This is a genomic window from Thermomonas sp. XSG (assembly GCF_014678725.1).
Lineage (GTDB): Bacteria > Pseudomonadota > Gammaproteobacteria > Xanthomonadales > Xanthomonadaceae > Thermomonas.
Window position 1 is genome coordinate 852664 of record NZ_CP061497.1, and the last position, 19397, is coordinate 872060.

At 65.1% G+C, this 19397-nt stretch carries 14 protein-coding genes and 2 tRNA genes; all 16 read right to left on the minus strand.

Features of this window, described 5'->3' with window-relative positions:
* Window positions 1-7: 7 nt before the first annotated feature.
* Window positions 8-319: a 30S ribosomal protein S10 gene (gene rpsJ / locus ICG51_RS04050; protein ID WP_024891232.1), complete on the minus strand. Its 312-nt coding sequence runs from the start codon at window positions 317-319 to the stop codon at window positions 8-10.
* A gap of 420 nt (window positions 320-739) precedes the next feature.
* The gene (tuf, locus tag ICG51_RS04055) at window positions 740-1930 is read right to left on the minus strand and encodes an elongation factor Tu (RefSeq protein WP_190281760.1); all 1191 of its coding nucleotides are present in this window, start codon (window positions 1928-1930) and stop codon (window positions 740-742) included.
* A 119-nt stretch (window positions 1931-2049) separates the two neighbouring features.
* On the minus strand, window positions 2050-4173 hold the full coding sequence (gene fusA / locus ICG51_RS04060; RefSeq protein WP_190281761.1) for an elongation factor G: 2124 nt from the start codon (window positions 4171-4173) through the stop codon (window positions 2050-2052).
* A gap of 137 nt (window positions 4174-4310) precedes the next feature.
* Window positions 4311-4778: a 30S ribosomal protein S7 gene (rpsG, locus tag ICG51_RS04065; RefSeq protein ID WP_028840186.1), complete on the minus strand. Its 468-nt coding sequence runs from the start codon at window positions 4776-4778 to the stop codon at window positions 4311-4313.
* 86 nt (window positions 4779-4864) lie between these two features.
* Window positions 4865-5239 (minus strand): 30S ribosomal protein S12, encoded by a 375-nt coding sequence (gene rpsL / locus ICG51_RS04070; RefSeq protein WP_028840187.1) that lies wholly within the window; start codon window positions 5237-5239, stop codon window positions 4865-4867.
* 331 nt (window positions 5240-5570) lie between these two features.
* On the minus strand, window positions 5571-9758 hold the full coding sequence (gene rpoC, locus ICG51_RS04075) for a DNA-directed RNA polymerase subunit beta' (RefSeq protein WP_190281762.1): 4188 nt from the start codon (window positions 9756-9758) through the stop codon (window positions 5571-5573).
* Window positions 9759-9829: 71 nt separating this feature from the next.
* Entirely contained in the window at window positions 9830-13990 is a 4161-nt protein-coding gene (gene rpoB / locus ICG51_RS04080) for a DNA-directed RNA polymerase subunit beta (protein WP_190281763.1), read from the minus strand.
* Between the two features lie 228 nt (window positions 13991-14218).
* A complete protein-coding gene (rplL, locus tag ICG51_RS04085) occupies window positions 14219-14587 on the minus strand; it encodes a 50S ribosomal protein L7/L12 (RefSeq protein ID WP_190281764.1) in 369 nt (122 codons plus the stop codon).
* A gap of 57 nt (window positions 14588-14644) precedes the next feature.
* Window positions 14645-15184 carry a 50S ribosomal protein L10 gene (gene rplJ / locus ICG51_RS04090; protein ID WP_190282347.1) on the minus strand — a complete coding sequence of 180 codons (540 nt, stop codon included), beginning with the start codon at window positions 15182-15184 and terminating at the stop codon, window positions 14645-14647.
* Between the two features lie 350 nt (window positions 15185-15534).
* Entirely contained in the window at window positions 15535-16233 is a 699-nt protein-coding gene (rplA, locus tag ICG51_RS04095; protein ID WP_190281765.1) for a 50S ribosomal protein L1, read from the minus strand.
* A 4-nt stretch (window positions 16234-16237) separates the two neighbouring features.
* A complete protein-coding gene (gene rplK, locus ICG51_RS04100; RefSeq protein WP_028840193.1) occupies window positions 16238-16666 on the minus strand; it encodes a 50S ribosomal protein L11 in 429 nt (142 codons plus the stop codon).
* Between the two features lie 216 nt (window positions 16667-16882).
* A complete protein-coding gene (gene nusG / locus ICG51_RS04105; RefSeq protein ID WP_223809511.1) occupies window positions 16883-17458 on the minus strand; it encodes a transcription termination/antitermination protein NusG in 576 nt (191 codons plus the stop codon).
* Window positions 17459-17469: 11 nt separating this feature from the next.
* Complete coding sequence (gene secE, locus ICG51_RS04110; RefSeq protein WP_190281766.1) at window positions 17470-17850, minus strand: preprotein translocase subunit SecE; 381 nt, start codon at window positions 17848-17850, stop codon at window positions 17470-17472.
* Window positions 17851-17894: 44 nt separating this feature from the next.
* A tRNA-Trp gene (locus tag ICG51_RS04115) sits at window positions 17895-17970 on the minus strand.
* Window positions 17971-18071: 101 nt separating this feature from the next.
* A complete protein-coding gene (gene tuf / locus ICG51_RS04120; protein ID WP_190281760.1) occupies window positions 18072-19262 on the minus strand; it encodes an elongation factor Tu in 1191 nt (396 codons plus the stop codon).
* A gap of 52 nt (window positions 19263-19314) precedes the next feature.
* Window positions 19315-19390: transfer RNA gene (locus ICG51_RS04125), tRNA-Thr, on the minus strand.
* Window positions 19391-19397 lie beyond the last annotated feature (7 nt).

Sequence of the window (19397 nt, forward strand, 5' to 3'; positions counted from 1 at the left end):
GTTCTCCTCAGGTCAGCTTGATCTGGACATCAACGCCAGCCGCGAGCTCGAGCTTCATCAGCGCGTCCACGGTCTTGTCGTTGGGGTCGACGATGTCGAGCACGCGCTTGTGCGTGCGGGTTTCGTACTGGTCGCGCGCGTCCTTGTCGACGTGCGGCGAGGTAAGAATGGTGTAACGCTCGATCTTGGTCGGCAGCGGGATCGGGCCGCGCACTTGCGCGCCGGTCCGCTTGGCCGTCTCGACGATCTCGCTGGCCGAACGGTCGATCAGACGATGATCGAACGCCTTCAGCCGGATGCGAATCTTCTGGTCCGCCATGGGAGGAATGCCTCGTGTTCTAAAGAGCGACAGGTGCGGCGGCGTTGGGTGCGCCACACCCCGTGAATACAACGGGTCTTGCGGGTTCCAGCATGCGTCCTGCATGCAATTTGGCGAGCCGGTTGCCCGGGCCGCCAGATCAGGTTTCCATGAACGCGCCGAAAGGCCCCGCCGATATGTCCCGGACATTTCCGGAACGGACGAGGCCTTGCCACGCGACATCTCCCTGTCTGGCGAACACGAAGCGCATCCTGCGCTTCATTTCGCGCCCCAATCGGAACTCAAATTCCGCCGGGGTCGTGCATTCTAACGGGAGCTGGCGCGACTTTGCAAGCCCTGATTCCGTGTCCAATACGTCATTCCCGCCTCCGCGGGAATGACGCCAAGCCAACCGCGCGCCGAAGCGCGCGGGGCCGCATGTCACTTGATGATCTTGGCCACCACGCCGGCGCCGACGGTGCGGCCGCCTTCGCGGATCGCGAAGCGCAGGCCTTCGTCCATCGCCACCGGGTTGATCAGCGTGACCACCATCTTCACGTTGTCGCCCGGCATCACCATCTCGGTGCCTTCCGGCAGCTGGCAGGCACCGGTGATGTCGGTGGTGCGGAAGTAGAACTGCGGGCGGTAGCCCTTGAAGAACGGGGTATGACGGCCACCCTCGTCCTTCGACAGCACGTACACCTCGGCCTCGAACTCGGTGTGCGGGGTGATCGAACCCGGCTTGCACAGCACCTGACCGCGCTCCACGTCGTCACGCTTGGTGCCGCGCAGCAGCAGGCCCGCGTTGTCGCCCGCCTGGCCCTGGTCCAGCAGCTTGCGGAACATTTCCACGCCGGTCACGGTGGTCTTCTGGGTCGGACGGATACCGACGATCTCGATTTCGTCACCAACCTTGATGATGCCGCGCTCGATACGGCCGGTCACCACGGTGCCGCGACCCGAGATCGAGAACACGTCTTCCACCGGCATCAGGAACGGCTTGTCGATGTCGCGCTGCGGCTCCGGGATCCAACTGTCCAGCGCATCCACCAGCTTGATGATCGCCGGCACGCCGATCTCGCTCTGGTCGCCTTCCAGCGCCAGACGGGCCGAACCCGCAATGATCGGGGTGTCGTCGCCCGGGAAGTCGTACTTCGACAGCAGCTCGCGCACTTCCATCTCGACCAGCTCGAGCAGCTCGGCGTCGTCCACCATGTCGGCCTTGTTCAGGAACACGACGATGTACGGCACGCCCACCTGGCGCGACAGCAGGATGTGCTCGCGGGTCTGCGGCATCGGGCCGTCAGCCGCCGAGCACACCAGGATCGCGCCGTCCATCTGCGCCGCACCCGTGATCATGTTCTTCACGTAGTCGGCGTGCCCCGGGCAGTCGACGTGCGCGTAGTGGCGGGTCGGGCTTTCGTACTCGACGTGCGCCGTCGAGATCGTGATGCCGCGCGCCTTCTCTTCCGGCGCCGCGTCGATCGCGTCATAGCCCTTGAACTCACCGCCGAAACGCTCCGCGCCCACCTTCGTCAGCGCCGCCGTCAGCGTCGTCTTGCCGTGGTCAACGTGACCGATCGTGCCCACGTTCACGTGGGGCTTGGTGCGCTCGAACTTACCCTTTGCCATAGCCTGAAACTCCGAAGATTGGGATTTTTGACTGGGTCGCCGCACATGCGGCCACCCGGGAATAATGGTTCACGGGGACCCGGGATCCACAGCGGATCCCGGACCTCGCGAGGCGGCCATCAGGCCTTCTTGATCACCGTTTCGGCGATGTTGTTCGGCGCTTCCGCGTAATGATCGAACTCCATCGAGAAGGTGGCGCGCCCTTGCGACATCGAACGCAGCGAGGTGGCGTAACCGAACATCTCGCCCAGCGGGATCATCGCGTTGATGATCTTGCCCGAGGGGCTGTCGTCCTGGCCCTGCAGCACGCCGCGGCGGCGGCTCACGTCGCCCATCACGTCGCCCAGATAATCTTCGGGACTGACGATCTCGACCTTCATGATCGGCTCCAGCAGGACCGGATCGGCCTTGCGGAAACCTTCCTTGAACGCCATCGACGCGGCCAGCTTGAACGCCATTTCCGACGAGTCGACGTCGTGGTACGAGCCGAACACCAGCTTGACCTTGACGCCCACCACCGGGTAACCGGCCAGCGGACCGCTGGTGATGGTTTCACGAATGCCCTTCTCGACCGCCGGGATGAACTCCTTCGGGATCACGCCGCCGGTGATGTCGTTGACGAACAGGAAGTCGTTCTTGACGTCCGGGTTCGCCTTGTCGGCGTCGGTCATCGGCGACAGCTCGATCACCACGTGGCCGTACTGGCCCTTGCCGCCCGACTGCTTGGCGTGCTTGTAGTCGCTCTTGACGTCGGACTTGCGGATGGTTTCGCGGTAGGCCACCTGCGGCTTGCCGACGTTGGCCTCGACGTTGAACTCGCGCTTCATGCGGTCAACGATGATGTCCAGGTGCAGCTCACCCATGCCGGCGATGATGGTCTGGCCGGATTCCTCGTCGGTACGCACGCGGAACGACGGGTCTTCCTGCGCCAGTCGGCTCAGGGCGTTACCCATCTTCTCCTGGTCGGACTTGGTCTTCGGCTCGACCGCCATCGAGATCACCGGCTCCGGGAAGCTCATGCGCTCGAGGATGATCGGCGCGTCAATCGCGCACAGGGTGTCACCGGTGGTGACGTCCTTCAGGCCCACCGCGGCGGCGATGTCACCGGCGAGCACTTCCTTGATCTCTTCGCGGTTGTTGGAGTGCATCTGCAGCACGCGGCCGATGCGTTCCTTCTTGCCCTTGACCGAGTTCAGCACCTGGTCGCCGGCGTTGAGCACGCCCGAATAGACGCGGAAGAAGGTGAGCGAACCCACGAACGGGTCGGTCATGATCTTGAACGCCAGCGCCGAGAACGGCTCCTTGTCGCTGGAATGTCGCTCCAGCTCCTTGGTTTCATCGTCCACGTCCACGCCCTTGATGGCGGGCACGTCGACCGGAGACGGCAGCAGGTTGACCACGCCGTCGAGCATGGCCTGCACGCCCTTGTTCTTGAACGCGGTACCGCAGAACATCGGCACGATCTCGGTCTTCAGGGTGCGCTCGCGCAGACCCTTGACGATCTCGTCCTCGGTCAGCTCTTCGCCGCCCAGGTACTTGTCCATCAGTTCTTCGCTGGCTTCCGCCGCGGACTCGACCATGAACGCGCGCGCCTCTACGGCCTGCGCCTTCAGGTTCTCCGGGATCTCGCGGTATTCGAAGGACAGGCCCTGGCTGGCGGCATCCCAGTGGATCGCCTTCATCTTCAGCAGGTCGACCACGCCCTCGAAATTGTCCTCGGCGCCGATCGGCACCTGCATCGGCACCGGGAAGGCGCCCAAGCGCGCCTTCAGCTGGTCGCGGACCTTCAGGAAGTTGGCGCCGGTACGGTCCATCTTGTTGACGAACGCGATGCGCGGCACGTGGTACTTGTTGGCCTGGCGCCACACGGTCTCGGACTGCGGCTGCACGCCACCGACGGCGCACAGCACGAACACCGCGCCGTCGAGCACGCGCAGCGAGCGCTCGACTTCGATGGTGAAGTCGACGTGCCCGGGGGTGTCGATGATGTTGAAGCGGTGCTCGGGCAGGGACTTGTCCATGCCCTTCCAGAACGCGGTGGTGGCGGCGGACTGGATCGTGATGCCACGCTCCTGCTCCTGCTCCATCCAGTCCATGGTGGCAGCACCGTCGTGCACTTCACCGATCTTGTGACTCTTGCCGGTGTAGAACAGGATGCGCTCGGACGTAGTGGTTTTGCCGGCATCGATGTGGGCCATGATGCCGAAGTTGCGGTAACGCTCGATGGGAGTGGAACGGGCCACGGGAGCCTCTCAATTTTTTCGGATTTCGGAATGACCGAATGCCGCCTGGCGGCGGCGTTCGGGATCGCACGGCCTGTTCGGGGCCGCGAGGCGGGATGGCAGGGACCGCTGCCATCCGCCCTGGAGCGCCGCCGGAATTACCAGCGGTAGTGGGCGAACGCCTTGTTGGCGTCGGCCATGCGGTGGGTTTCTTCGCGCTTCTTGATCGCGCCACCACGGTTCTCGGACGCATCGATCAGCTCGCCGGCCAGCTTGCGCGGCATCGAGTTCTCGCCGCGCTTGCGGGCGGACTCGATCAGCCAGCGCATCGCCAGCGCCATGCGCCGGGAGGCGCGCACTTCGACGGGCACCTGGTAGGTTGCACCACCGACACGGCGGGACTTGACCTCGACCGACGGCGACACGTTGCCCAGCGCCTTCTCGACCAGCTCGAGCGCGTTCGGGTTCTTCTCGCCGATCACGTCCATCGCGCCATAGACGATCTTCTCGGCGACCGACTTCTTGCCGCTCTGCATGACCATGTTGATGAAGCGGGCGATGGTTTCGCTTCCGTGCTTCGGGTCCGGCAGCACCGAACGCTGCGGGGTATTGCCTTTACGGGACATGTTGCTTCTCTCGTAGGGCGGGCGGCAGCCCACCGTTTATCTGCGTGGATGAACCGGTTCCCGGCCGATGCCGGGCGGCCAACCGCTTAGGACTTCGGACGCTTGGCGCCGTACTTGGAGCGGGCCTGCTTGCGCTTGGCGACGCCGGCGGCGTCGAGCGAGCCGCGCACGGTGTGGTAGCGCACGCCCGGCAGATCCTTGACGCGGCCGCCGCGGATCAGCACCACGCTGTGCTCCTGCAGGTTGTGGCCTTCGCCGCCGATGTACGAGATGACCTCGTAGCCGTTGGTCAGGCGCACCTTGGCGACCTTGCGCAACGCCGAGTTCGGCTTCTTCGGGGTCGTGGTGTACACGCGGGTGCACACGCCGCGGCGCTGCGGGCAGTTTGCCAGCGCGGGCGAGGTGCTCTTGTAGGTTTCCGGGCTGCGCGGCTTGCGCACCAGCTGGTTGATCGTTGCCATTTCGGGGCTCAATTGGCGGGCTTGGGGCCCATTCGGAGACAAAGCAGGCCGGATCCATGTCGCAATCCAGCCAGCCAAGACGAAAAAGTATAGCCCGCGCTCGACCTTGCGATCAAACGCAGCCATACCGAAAAACCACCCCACCCGCATCGCGGGCAGCGGCGATTCATCTGCGATCCCGTCCTTCCTGGACCCAACACGAGGCGCTTCCTGCGACCTCATTTGGTGATCTGGATGGCAAACGCCATCGAATAACAGGGCGACTATACCAGCTGCCGATCGTTACGACAAGTCCCACCCGGCAATCCGGCCGGGTGGGACTGGAACCACGTCACTCCGCGGGCGTGGCCTCGGCCGGCTCGCCGGCCAGCGTGGCCATTTCCGCTTCGGTCAGGCCCGAGGCGTTCTTGCGGCGCTGGCTGTGGTAAGCCAGACCGGTGCCCGCCGGGATCAGGCGCCCGACGATCACGTTCTCCTTCAGGCCGCGCAGGGTGTCGCGGGTGCCACGCACCGCCGCTTCGGTCAGCACGCGGGTGGTCTCCTGGAACGAGGCCGACGAGATGAACGACTCGGTCGCCAGCGAGGCCTTGGTGATGCCCAGCAGCACCGGCTCCACCTTGACCGGGATCTCGCCCTTGCGCGCCAGGCGCTCGTTCTCCTCGATGGCGCGCTGCCGCTCGACCTGCTCGCCATTGAGGAACTTCGAATCGCCCTGGTCCACGATCTCGACCTTGCGCAGCATCTGGCGAATGATCACCTCGATGTGCTTGTCGTTGATCTTCACGCCCTGCAGGCGGTAGACGTCCTGGATTTCCTTGACCAGGTAGGCGGCCAGCTCCTCGACGCCCTTCAGGCGCAGGATGTCCTGCGGGCTCGGCTCGCCGTCCACCACGGTCTCGCCCTTCTCCACGTGCTCGCCTTCGAACACGATGATCTGGCGGTACTTCGGGATCAGCTCTTCGTGCTCCTCGCCATCCGGGCCCTTGATGATCAGGCGCTGCTTACCCTTGGTGTCCTTGCCGAACGAGATCACGCCGGACTTCTCGGCCAGCACCGCCGGATCCTTCGGCTTGCGCGCCTCGAACAGGTCGGCCACGCGCGGCAGACCGCCGGTGATGTCGCGGGTCTTGGATGCTTCCTGCGGGATCTTCGCGACCACGTCGCCCACGCCCACGGCGGCGCCGTGCTGCAGGTTAACCACCGAGCGCGGCGGCAGCAGGTACTGCGCCGGGAGGTCGGTGCCCGGGATGTTCAGGTCATTGCCATCCTTGTCGACGATGCGCACCACCGGGCGCAGGTCCTTGCCCTGCGAGCCGCGGCGCTTCGGATCGGTGATCTCGCGCGAGGCCAGGCCGGTCAGTTCGTCGGTCTTCTCGATCACGGTCACGCCGTCGACGAAGTCGACGAAGCGGATGAAGCCCGCCACTTCCGAGACGATCGGGTGGTTGTGCGGATCCCAGTTGGCCACCACCTGCCCGGCCTTGACTTCACCGCCATCCTGCAACTGGATGGTGGCGCCGTAGGGCAGCTTGTAGCGCTCGCGCTCGCGGCCGTGGTTGTCCAGCACCGACAGTTCGCCGGAGCGCGACACCGCGACCAGATGGCTGTCTGCGTGGGTGACGAACTTCAGGTTGTTGAACTTCACCGAGCCGGTGGTCTTCACCGTCACGTTGTCGATCGCCGCCGCACGCGACGCCGCACCACCGATGTGGAACGTACGCATGGTCAGCTGGGTGCCCGGCTCGCCGATCGACTGCGCGGCCACCACGCCCACGGCCTCGCCGTGGTTGACCAGGTGGCCACGGCCGAGGTCGCGGCCATAGCAGTGCGCACACACGCCGAACGGTGCCATGCAGGTGATGGTGCTGCGCACCTTGATCACCTGCACGCCGGCCTCTTCCAGGCGCAGCGCCCAGGCTTCGTCGATCAGGGTGTTGCGGGTGATGAACGGATCCTCGTCGTTGCCCGGCAGGAACACGTCCTCGGCCACGATGCGGCCCAGCACGCGGTCCTTCAGCGGCTCGACCACGTCGCCGCCTTCCACGATCGGGGTCAGGGTCAGGCCGTTGAGCGTGCCGCAGTCGGTTTCGGTGATCACCACGTCCTGCGCCACGTCGACCAGGCGGCGGGTCAGGTAACCGGAGTTCGCGGTCTTCAGCGCGGTATCCGCCAGGCCCTTACGGGCACCGTGGGTCGAAATGAAGTACTGCTGGACGTTCAGGCCCTCGCGGAAGTTCGAGGTGATCGGGGTCTCGATGATCGAGCCGTCCGGCTTGGCCATCAGGCCGCGCATGCCGGCCAGCTGGCGGATCTGCGCCTGGCTACCACGCGCACCGGAGTCGGCCATGATGTAGATCGAGTTCATCGACTTCTGGTCGATGGTCTCGCCCTTGGCGTTGACCACCTTCTCGGTGCCGATGGTATCCATCATCGCCTTGGCGACGCGCTCGTTGGTGCGCGACCAGATGTCGACCACCTTGTTGTAGCGCTCGCCGGCGGTGACCAGGCCCGACTGGTACTGCTGCTGGATTTCCAGCACCTCGGCCTCGGCCTCGTCGAGGATCGACTTCTTCTCCAGCGGGATGGTCATGTCGTCGATGCCGATCGACACGCCGGCGCGGGTGGCGTAGGCGAAGCCGGTGTACATCAGCTTGTCGGCGAACACCACCGTGTCCTTCAGGCCCAGCATGCGGTAGCAGCTGTTGATCAGGCGGCTGATGTTCTTCTTGCTCAGCTCGGTGTTGGCCAGCGCGAACGGCAGGCCTTCCGGCAGGATTTCGCGCAGCAGGGCGCGCCCGACCGTGGTGTCCACGATCGAGGTCTGCTGGCTGCGGCTGCCATCCTCGGCCACCACGGTCTCGGTGATGCGCACCTTGCACTTGGCGTGCAGCTCGACCACGCGGTTGTCGTAGGCGCGCTTCACCTCGGCGATGTTGGCGAACACCATGCCCTCGCCCGCCTTGTTCTCCAGCGCGCGGGTCATGTAGTACAGGCCCAGCACCACGTCCTGCGATGGCACGATGATCGGCTCGCCGTTGGCCGGCGACAGGATGTTGTTCGACGCCATCATCAGCGCGCGTGCTTCCAGCTGGGCTTCCAGCGACAGCGGCACGTGCACGGCCATCTGGTCACCGTCGAAGTCGGCGTTGAACGCGGTGCAGACCAGCGGGTGCAGCTGGATCGCCTTGCCTTCGATCAGCACCGGCTCGAACGCCTGGATGCCGAGGCGGTGCAGGGTCGGGGCGCGGTTCAGCAGCACCGGGTGTTCGCGGATCACCTCTTCGAGGATGTCCCACACCTCGGCCTCTTCGCGCTCGACCAGCTTCTTCGCCGCCTTGATGGTGGTGGCGAGGCCGCGCAGCTGCAGCTTGGCGAAGATGAAGGGCTTGAACAGCTCCAGCGCCATCTTCTTCGGCAGGCCGCACTGGTGCAGCTTCAGGTACGGGCCGACCACGATGACCGAACGGCCCGAGTAGTCGACGCGCTTGCCGAGCAGGTTCTGGCGGAAGCGGCCCTGCTTGCCCTTGATCATATCGGCCAGCGACTTGAGCGGGCGCTTGTTGGTGCCGGTGATGGCGCGGCCGCGGCGGCCGTTGTCCATCAGCGCGTCCACCGACTCCTGCAGCATGCGCTTCTCGTTGCGCACGATGATGTCGGGCGCATTGAGCTCCAGCAGGCGCCGCAGGCGGTTGTTGCGGTTGATGACGCGGCGGTACAGGTCGTTCAGGTCGGAGGTCGCGAAGCGGCCGCCGTCCAGCGGGACCAGCGGGCGCAGGTCCGGCGGCAGCACCGGCAGCACGGTCATGACCATCCATTCCGGACGGTTGCCGGACTCGATGAAGGCCTCGATCAGCTTGATCCGCTTGGTCAGGCGCTTGAGCTTGGTCTCGCTGCCGGTGGAGGCGATCTCCTCCTTCAGCTGCACCATCTCGCTCTGCAGGTCGATCGTGCGCAGCAGGTCATAGACCGCTTCCGCGCCCATCGCCGCGTCGAAGTCGTCGCCATGCTCCTGGCGTGCCTGCAGGAACTGTTCTTCGGTCAGCAGCTGGCCGCGCTCCATCGGGGTCAGGCCCGGCTCCGTCACCACGAACGCCTCGAAGTACAGGATGCGCTCGATGTCACGCAGGGTCATGTCCAGCATCAGGCCGATGCGCGACGGCAGCGACTTGAGGAACCAGATGTGCGCGACCGGCGAAGCCAGGTCGATGTGGCCCATGCGCTCGCGGCGCACCTTGGCCAGGGTCACTTCGGTGCCGCACTTCTCGCAGACCACGCCGCGGTGCTTCATGCGCTTGTACTTGCCGCACAGGCACTCGTAGTCCTTGATCGGACCGAAGATGGCGGCGCAGAACAGGCCGTCACGCTCCGGCTTGAAGGTGCGGTAGTTGATCGTCTCGGGCTTCTTCACCTCGCCGTACGACCACGAGCGGATCAGGTCCGGGCTGGCCAGCGCGATCTTGATCGAGTCGAAGTCGAGCGTCTGGCGCTGCTGGTTGAAGAGGTTCAGCAAATCTTTCATTTGGATTCTCCGGGTCGGGGGCAATGGGTCCTGCGGGTCGGCGCGGCATCAACGCCACGCCGTCGCGAAACTCAGTGCTCCTCGAGTTCCATGTTGATGGCCAGGCTGCGGATTTCCTTCACGAGGACGTTGAAGGATTCCGGCATGCCCGCGACCATCTCGTGCTCGCCATCGACGATGTTCTTGTACATCTGGTTGCGGCCCTGCACGTCGTCGGACTTCACCGTCAGCATTTCCTGCAGGGTGTAGGCCGCGCCGTAGGCTTCCAGCGCCCAGACTTCCATTTCACCGAAGCGCTGGCCGCCGAACTGCGCCTTGCCGCCCAGCGGCTGCTGGGTGACGAGCGAGTACGGGCCGGTCGAACGCGCGTGCATCTTGTCGTCGACCAGGTGGTTCAGCTTCAGCATGTGCATGTAGCCCACGGTGGTCTGGCGGTCGAACGCCTCGCCGGTGCGGCCATCGAACAGCTGGGTCTGGCCCGATTCCGGCAGGTCCGCCAGCCGCAGCATGGTCTTGATCTCGGCCTCGGTGGCGCCGTCGAACACCGGGGTGGCCATCGGCACGCCGTCGGTGAGGTTCTTCGCCATGCCCACCAGCTCCTCGTCGCTGAACTGGGTCAGGTCCACGCGCTCGATGTGGGTCTTGCTGTCGTGGTTGTAGATCTCGCCGAGGAACTTGCGCAGCTCGGCGACCTTGACCTGTGCATCGAGCATGCGCTGGATCTTCTGGCCCAGACCCTTCGCGGCCAGGCCCAGATGCACTTCCAGCACCTGGCCGATGTTCATTCGGCTCGGCACGCCCAGCGGGTTCAGCACGATGTCGACGGTCTGGCCGTCGGCCATGTACGGCATGTCCTCGACCGGCACGATCTTCGACACCACGCCCTTGTTGCCGTGGCGGCCGGCCATCTTGTCGCCCGGCTGGATGCGGCGCTTCACCGCCAGGAACACCTTGACCATCTTCAGCACGCCCGGCGCGAGGTCATCGCCCTGGGTGATCTTGGAACGCTTGTCGGCGAAGCGGCGCTCGAACTCCTTCTGGTGCACGTCGAGCTGCTTGGCGGCGCGCTCGATCGCATCGGCCGCGTCGTCGTCCTTCATCCGCAACTGCAGCCAGTCGGAACGCTTGATGCCGTCCAGCACCAGCGAAGACACGGTATCGCCCTTCTTCACGCCCGGGCCACCATTGGCGACCTTGCCCAGCAGCTGCTCGCGCAGGCGCGCGTAGATCGCGGTCTCGAGGATGCGGAACTGGTCGTCGAAGTCCTTCTTGACGCGCTTGATCTCGTTTTCCTCGATCTGGCGCGCGCGCTTGTCCTTCTCGATACCGTCGCGGGTGAACACCTGCACGTCGATGACCACGCCGTCCATGCCCGGGGGCACGCGCAGCGAGCTGTCCTTCACGTCGGAGGCCTTCTCGCCGAAGATCGCGCGCAGCAGCTTCTCTTCCGGGGTCAGCTGGCTTTCGCCCTTCGGCGTGACCTTGCCGACCAGGATGTCGCCGGCACGCACTTCCGCGCCGATGTAGACCACGCCGGACTCGTCCAGACGGCCCAGCGCCTGCTCGGACACGTTCGGGATGTCGGCGGAAATCTCCTCCGGTCCCAGCTTGGTGTCGCGCGCCTGCACGGTCAGCTCTTCGATGTGGATCGTGGTGTAGCGATCCTCCTCGACCACGCGCTCGGAGAGCAGGATCGAGTCCTCGAAGTTGTAGCCGTTCCACGGCATGAACGCGATCAGCATGTTCTGGCCCAGGGCCAGCTCGCCGATGTCGGTGGACGGGCCGTCGGCCAGCACGTCGCCGCGCGCCACCACGTCGCCCACGTTCACCAGCGGGCGCTGGTTGATGCAGGTGTTCTGGTTGCTGCGGGTGTACTTGACCAGGGAGTAGATGTCCACGCCGGCATCGTGCTCACCGGAGATTTCCGACTCGTGCGCCTTGACGACGATGCGGCCGGCGTCGATCTGCTCGACCACGCCGCCACGGCGGGCGTTCACGGTCACGCCCGAGTCGCGGGCCAGCGCACGCTCGATGCCGGTACCCACCAGCGGCTTCTGCGCACGCAGGGTCGGCACGGCCTGGCGCTGCATGTTGGCGCCCATCAGCGCGCGGTTGGCGTCGTCGTGCTCGAGGAACGGCACCAGCGCGGCCGCGACCGACACGGTCTGCATCGGCGAGACGTCCATGAAGTGGATCTCGCTCGGCGGCTTCAGCAGGTTTTCACCCTGGAAGCGGCACGCCACGAACTGCGCGGAGATGTTGCCCTTCTCGTCGCGCGGCGCGTTGGCCTGGGCGATGACGTACTCGTTTTCCTCGATCGCCGACAGGAACTCGATCTCGTCGGTGACGCGGCCGTCCACGACCTTGCGGTACGGCGTCTCGAGGAAGCCGTAGCGGTTGGTGCGGGCGAACACCGCCAGCGAGTTGATCAGGCCGATGTTCGGGCCTTCCGGCGTCTCGATGGTGCAGACGCGGCCGTAATGGGTCGGGTGCACGTCGCGCACTTCGAAGCCGGCGCGCTCGCGGGTCAGGCCGCCCGGGCCCAGCGCCGAGACGCGGCGCTTGTGGGTCACTTCCGACAGCGGGTTGTTCTGGTCCATGAACTGCGACAGCTGCGAGGAGCCGAAGAACTCCTTGATCGCGGCCGCCACCGGCTTGGCGTTGATCAGCTCCTGCGGGGTCAGGCCTTCGGACTCGGCCATCGACAGGCGCTCCTTCACCGCGCGCTCGACGCGGACCAGGCCCACGCGGAACACGTTCTCGGCCATTTCACCGACCGAGCGCACGCGACGGTTGCCCAGATGGTCGATGTCGTCCACCACGCCGCGGCCATTGCGGATCTCGCACAGCACCTTCATCACGTCGAGGATGTCGGACTTGTGCGTGGCCTCGTTGCGCAGGCGCACCGATTCCTCGTCCTTGCGGTCGGCGAAGTATTTGGCGTCGTACAGCACCGGCGCGCCGGTGACTTCCTTGCGGCCGAGGCGGCGGTTGAACTTCATCCGGCCGACCGTGGACAGGTCGTAGCGCTCGAAGGTGAAGAACAGGTTGTGGAACAGGTTCTGCGCGGCGTCCTTGGTCGGCGGCTCGCCCGGGCGCATCATCCGGTAGATCTCGACCAGCGCTTCCAGCTGGGTCTTGGTGCCGTCGATGCGCAGGGTGTTGGACAGGTACGGGCCGCGGTCGAGGTCGTTCACCCAGATGGTGCCGACGCTGGCGATGCCCGCCTTGCGCAGCTTCTCCAGGGTGTCGGTGCTGATCTCGTCGTTGGCGGAAGCCAGCAGCTCGCCGGTCGCCGGGTCGATGACGTCGTGCGAGAGGATGCGGCCGAGGATGTAATCGTCAGGCACCGACAGCGCGGCGACGCCGGCGGCTTCCAGCTGCTTGACGTGGCGCGCGGTGATGCGCTTGCCGGCCTCGACGATGACCTTGTCGCCGTCGGCCAGGTCGAAGTCCAGCGTTTCGCCGCGCAGGCGCTCGGGCACCAGCTCGAGCTGCACGCCCTCGGACTCGATGTGGAAGGTGTTGATGTCGAAGAACTCGTTCAACATCTCTTCGTTGTTGTAGCCCAGCGCGCGCAGCAGCACGCTGACCGGCAGCTTGCGGCGACGGTCGATGCGGGTGAACAGCGCATCCTTCGGGTCAAACTCGAAGTCCAGCCACGAGCCGCGATAGGGGATCACGCGCGCGGAGAACAGCAGCTTGCCCGAGCTGTGGGTCTTGCCGCGGTCGTGATCGAAGAACACGCCGGGCGAACGGTGCAGCTGGGAGACGATGACACGCTCGGTGCCGTTGACGATGAAGGTGCCGTTGTCGGTCATGAGCGGGATCTCGCCCATGTAGACCTCCTGCTCCTTCACGTACTTGATCGCCTTGGTGGACGACTCGCGGTCATAGATGACCAGGCGCACGGTGACGCGCAGCGGGGCGCCGTAGGACAGGCCGCGGGTGCGGCACTCGCGTTCGTCGAAGGCCGGCTCGCCCAGCTTGTAGCCCACGTATTCCAGCGCGGCGTTGCCGCTGTAGCTGGAGATCGGGAACACCGACTTCAACGCGGCATGCAGGCCCTTGTCATCGCGCGCGGCGGAATCGACGTGCTCCTGCAGGAACTCGCGGTAGGAATCCACCTGGATGGCGAGCAGGTAGGGCACTTCCAGGATCGAACGGCGCTTGCCGAAGTCCTTGCGGATGCGCTTCTTCTCGGTGAACGAATACTGTTTGGCGGTAGTCATGGAGCGTGCGCCTCGTCATGTGCGGCCGCGGGCGGCCAACGGGGGAATATCAAACTGGCAGTGGGAAGTCGCTGGTATTGCCGGCACCAGCACGCCTTCTCCCGCTACTTCCGACTGCCAACTCGAACGATGTGGAACGGTTGTTTCTACAACGGCCAAAGGCCGGGGACTTTCGTCCCCAGCCTTCGGTGGTCGCCAGCGTGTTCTGCCAGGCGACGCAACAGCGGATTACTTGACTTCGACGGTCGCGCCAGCGGCCTCGAGGTCCTTCTTCATCTTCTCGGCGTCTTCCTTCGACACGCCTTCCTTCACGGTGCCACCGGCCTCGGTGAGGTCCTTGGCTTCCTTCAGTCCCAGGCCGGTGATGGCGCGGACGGCCTTGATCACTTCGACCTTCTTGTCGCCGGCCGACTTCAGGATGACGTTGAACTCGGTCTGCTCTTCGACGGCGGCGGCCGGGCCGGCGGCGGCGACAGCCATCACCGGGGCGGCGGCGGAGACGCCGAACTTCTCTTCGATGGCCTTCACCAGCTCCATCACTTCCATCAGCGACTTGGCGGCGATGGCGTCGACGATCTGCTCGTTGGTCAGGGACATTTCAATTACCTCTGGATATGTTTCGTATGAATGGGAACGTTGTCAGGTCGCTGGGGTTCAGGCCGGTTCGGCTTCAGCGGCGGCTTCGGCAGCCGGAGCGGCGTCGCCGCCACCCTGCTGATCGGCCACGGCCTTGACCGCGCGGGCGAACATCGCCGCCGGTTCGGCCAGCACGCGGGCCAGCATGCCGAGCGCCTGTTCCAGGGTCGGCAGCGAGGCCAACACTTCGACATGCGCGGGGCCGTACTGCTGCCCTTCGACCACGACCAGCTTCGGTTGCAGCTTGTCGTTACCCTTTGCGAATTCCTTGATCAGGCGACCGGCGGCGCCGGGCTCCTCGGTCGAGAACGCATACAGGAGGGGGCCGACCATCGAGTCCTTTGCGACTGCGAAATCGGTGCCTTCCACGGCGCGCGCGGCCAGCGTGTTCTTGACGACTTTCAAGTACACGCCGGTTTCGCGGGCCTTCTTGCGCATCGCGGTCATCTGGCTGACCGTGGTGCCTGCGTATTCGGCTGCGATCAAGGAGTGTGCCTTGGCGGCCACTTCGGCCACCTCGGCGACAACGTCCTGTTTCTGGGACAGATTGAGAGCCATAGTCACTCCTCTAATGAACTCCGCCGACGGCTCCAGCCGTTGACGGTCCTGGGCGATGCCGGTCCCTGGCATCGGGGATGCACTGCATCCCGGTGGTGGCCATCCAGAGGTGTCTTGAACAACAACATTCCAGAAGGGCATCACCATCTGCGCAGGCCGGCATCCTCATCGGATGCGGATTAAGCGGTCCCGCCTTCGGCAACGGCGATTCCATGCCATGTGAGCATCCCTGCCCGTCGTTGCCACGCGCGGACCGCACCTGCGGTCTTTGACGGCTTCCGCTCGAGGACTCGAGCGGGGCCTTCAAAATTTCGAACCACCGCGTCGCCGGAGCGGCGCGGCGTGGAGCATTACTTCAGGGTCAGCGAGGCCTGGTCCACGGTCACGCCGGGGCCCATGGTGGAGCTGATCGAGATCTTCTGCAGGTAGGTGCCCTTCGAAGTCGCCGGCTTGGCCTTGATCAGGTCAAGCAGCAGCGCCTGCAGGTTGCCCTTCAGCGCATCGTTCTCGAAGCTGGCCTTGCCGATGGTGCAGTGGATGATGCCGGCCTTGTCGGTGCGGTAGCGCACCTGGCCCGCCTTGGCGTTCTTGACCGCCTCGGCCGGGTTCGGCGACACGGTGCCGACCTTCGGGTTCGGCATCAGGCCGCGCGGACCCAGCACCTGGCCGAGCTTGCCGACCACGCGCATCGCGTCCGGGGTGGCGATGACCACGTCATAGTTCAGGTCGCCGGCGATCATCTTCTCCGCCAGCTCGTCCATGCCCACCACGTCGGCACCAGCGGCTAGGGCTTCGTCAGCCTTGGCGCCGGCCGGGCAGAACACCGCCACGCGCACCGACTTGCCGGTACCGGCCGGCAGCACGGTGGAACCGCGCACCTGCTGGTCGGACTTCTTGGCATCGACGCCAAGGCGCACGGCCACGTCGATCGCCTCGACGAACTTGGCGTTGCTGTTGTCCTTGAGGATCTTCAGGGCTTCTTCGATAGCGTAAGCCTTGCCCGGGACGGTGGCGGCGAGGATCGCCTTCTGTCGCTTGTTCAGTGCCATTGTCTCAGCCCTCCACCGTCAGACCCATGGAACGGGCCGAGCCCGCGATCGTGCGCACCGCCGCGTCCAGATCGGCCGCGGTCAGGTCGGGCTCCTTCGCCTTGGCGATGTCTTCCAGCTGCGCGCGGGTGACCTTGCCCACCTTTTCGGTGTTCGGGCGCTTGGAGCCCGAGGTGACGCCCGCGGCCTTCTTCAGCAGCACGGTCGCCGGGGTGCTCTTGGTGACGAAGGTGAAGGTACGGTCCGAGTACGCGGTGATGATCACCGGCGTCGGCAGGCCCGGCTCCAGCTTGGAGGTCGCCGCGTTGAACGCCTTGCAGAACTCCATGATGTTCAGGCCGCGCTGACCCAGCGCGGGGCCGACGGGCGGCGAGGGGTTGGCCTGACCGGCCTTCACCTGCAGCTTGATGTAGCCGACTACTTTCTTTGCCATTGGATTGTCTCCGGGTGCGAACGCCTGGGTTGCAGGCTCCCCATCGGACCGGGATCATCTTTATCGGAGGCGACGCGTCCCGGCGTCACGCCGCCACCTTTCATTCTTTTGCCGCTCGCGCCATCGACCACCCAGGGTGGCCGACACGCAACCAGCTCCCGCAAGGGAGCCGGTAATCATAACAGATTTTCGGGGAGTCCCGCCAGAAGGCGGGGATCAGGCCTTTTCGACCTGGCCGAACTCCAGTTCCACCGGGGTCGAGCGGCCGAAGATCAGCACCGCCACGCGCAGGCGGCTCTTCTCGTAGTTGATCTCTTCGACCACGCCATTGAAGTCGTTGAACGGACCATCGACCACGCGGACCATCTGGCCCGGCTCGAACAGGACCTTCGGCTTGGGCTTCTCCACGCCGTCCTGCACGCGCTGCAGGATGGCGTCGGCCTCGTCGTCACGGATCGGCAGCGGACGGTCGGCAGTGCCGCCGATGAAACCCATCACCTTGGGGGTTTCCTTGACCAGATGCCAGGACTCGCTATCCATGCGCGGAATGCCGTCTTCGTTGTGCGTCGCGATCTGGACCAGCACATAGCCCGGGAAGAACTTGCGTTCGGAGCGGCGCTTCTGGCCGCCACGCATCTCCACGACCTCTTCGGTCGGGACCAGCACCTCGCCGAAGCGCTCCTGCATGTCCATGCGCACGATGCGGTCACGCAGCGCCTGCGCCACCGACTTCTCGAAGCCGGAATAGGCATGAACCACGTACCAGCGCTTATGGACTTCGGAATTGCTCACTGGGGTCTCCATCACGAACCGAGCAGCGCCTTCACGCTGAGCTGAATCACCCAGTCGAAAGCCGCGAGGATGAGGCTGATGAGGATGACCGCAGCGATCACGACCCACATCGTACGGGTTGCTTCCTGGCGGGTCGGCCAGACCACCTTGCGCAGCTCGAAGCGGGACTCGGAGAGGAAGCCTCGGGTGCGATGACCCTTGGCAGTACCGAGGAAGACCGCCCCACCCAGCACCAAGCCGGCAACGATCGCGAGGATGCGCACGCCGGACGGCCAGGAACCCTCGAACCAGTAGTAGGCGAAGATGCCCGCGATCACCAGCAGCAGGGCCGCGGCGTACTTGGCGATATCCCCGGCGCTGGCGGATTGGGTAGGCAGCGTATGGCTGGTCAAGACGTCATCTCTCTACAGGAAATCCACGGCGGGAATCCCGCGATTGGCACGCCAGGAGGGACTCGAACCCCCAACCTGCGGTTTTGGAGACCGCTGCTCTGCCAATTGAGCTACTGGCGTATCGAAAAACTTGTCGCTTCCGAAAAAGGCAACGGCGGCTTTCGCCGCCTGCCTTCACCCCATCCCGCTCCTGCAGGCAGAAGCGGTGGAAACGCAGGGGCTTACTTGATGATCTTGGCCACCACGCCGGCGCCGACGGTGCGGCCGCCTTCGCGGATCGCGAAGCGCAGGCCTTCGTCCATCGCCACCGGGTTGATCAGCGTGACCACCATCTTCACGTTGTCGCCCGGCATCACCATCTCGGTGCCTTCCGGCAGCTGGCAGGCACCGGTGATGTCGGTGGTGCGGAAGTAGAACTGCGGGCGGTAGCCCTTGAAGAACGGGGTATGACGGCCACCCTCGTCCTTCGACAGCACGTACACCTCGGCCTCGAACTCGGTGTGCGGGGTGATCGAACCCGGCTTGCACAGCACCTGACCGCGCTCCACGTCGTCACGCTTGGTGCCGCGCAGCAGCAGGCCCGCGTTGTCGCCCGCCTGGCCCTGGTCCAGCAGCTTGCGGAACATTTCCACGCCGGTCACGGTGGTCTTCTGGGTCGGACGGATACCGACGATCTCGATTTCGTCACCAACCTTGATGATGCCGCGCTCGATACGGCCGGTCACCACGGTGCCGCGACCCGAGATCGAGAACACGTCTTCCACCGGCATCAGGAACGGCTTGTCGATGTCGCGCTGCGGCTCCGGGATCCAACTGTCCAGCGCATCCACCAGCTTGATGATCGCCGGCACGCCGATCTCGCTCTGGTCGCCTTCCAGCGCCAGACGGGCCGAACCCGCAATGATCGGGGTGTCGTCGCCCGGGAAGTCGTACTTCGACAGCAGCTCGCGCACTTCCATCTCGACCAGCTCGAGCAGCTCGGCGTCGTCCACCATGTCGGCCTTGTTCAGGAACACGACGATGTACGGCACGCCCACCTGGCGCGACAGCAGGATGTGCTCGCGGGTCTGCGGCATCGGGCCGTCAGCCGCCGAGCACACCAGGATCGCGCCGTCCATCTGCGCCGCACCCGTGATCATGTTCTTCACGTAGTCGGCGTGCCCCGGGCAGTCGACGTGCGCGTAGTGGCGGGTCGGGCTTTCGTACTCGACGTGCGCCGTCGAGATCGTGATGCCGCGCGCCTTCTCTTCCGGCGCCGCGTCGATCGCGTCATAGCCCTTGAACTCACCGCCGAAACGCTCCGCGCCCACCTTCGTCAGCGCCGCCGTCAGCGTCGTCTTGCCGTGGTCAACGTGACCGATCGTGCCCACGTTCACGTGGGGCTTGGTGCGCTCGAACTTACCCTTTGCCATGGCTGCGTCTCGCTGGAGTTTGCCTGCCGGAGCAGGCGTGGGATTGCGAATATGGTGCTCACGAATGGAATCGAACCATCGACCTCCTCCTTACCAAGGAGGTGCTCTACCGACTGAGCTACGTGAGCAGGTTTT

Coding starts and splice junctions, on each gene's coding strand:
- rpsJ (WP_024891232.1), bottom strand. CDS start 319: ATGGCGGACCAGAAGATTCGCATCCGGCTGAAGGCGTTCGATCATCGT.
- rplA (WP_190281765.1), bottom strand. CDS start 16,233: ATGGCACTGAACAAGCGACAGAAGGCGATCCTCGCCGCCACCGTCCCG.
- tuf (WP_190281760.1), bottom strand. CDS start 19,262: ATGGCAAAGGGTAAGTTCGAGCGCACCAAGCCCCACGTGAACGTGGGC.
- rpsG (WP_028840186.1), bottom strand. CDS start 4,778: ATGTCCCGTAAAGGCAATACCCCGCAGCGTTCGGTGCTGCCGGACCCG.
- rplL (WP_190281764.1), bottom strand. CDS start 14,587: ATGTCCCTGACCAACGAGCAGATCGTCGACGCCATCGCCGCCAAGTCG.
- rpoB (WP_190281763.1), bottom strand. CDS start 13,990: ATGACTACCGCCAAACAGTATTCGTTCACCGAGAAGAAGCGCATCCGC.
- rplJ (WP_190282347.1), bottom strand. CDS start 15,184: ATGGCTCTCAATCTGTCCCAGAAACAGGACGTTGTCGCCGAGGTGGCC.
- tuf (WP_190281760.1), bottom strand. CDS start 1,930: ATGGCAAAGGGTAAGTTCGAGCGCACCAAGCCCCACGTGAACGTGGGC.
- rplK (WP_028840193.1), bottom strand. CDS start 16,666: ATGGCAAAGAAAGTAGTCGGCTACATCAAGCTGCAGGTGAAGGCCGGT.
- rpsL (WP_028840187.1), bottom strand. CDS start 5,239: ATGGCAACGATCAACCAGCTGGTGCGCAAGCCGCGCAGCCCGGAAACC.
- rpoC (WP_190281762.1), bottom strand. CDS start 9,758: ATGAAAGATTTGCTGAACCTCTTCAACCAGCAGCGCCAGACGCTCGAC.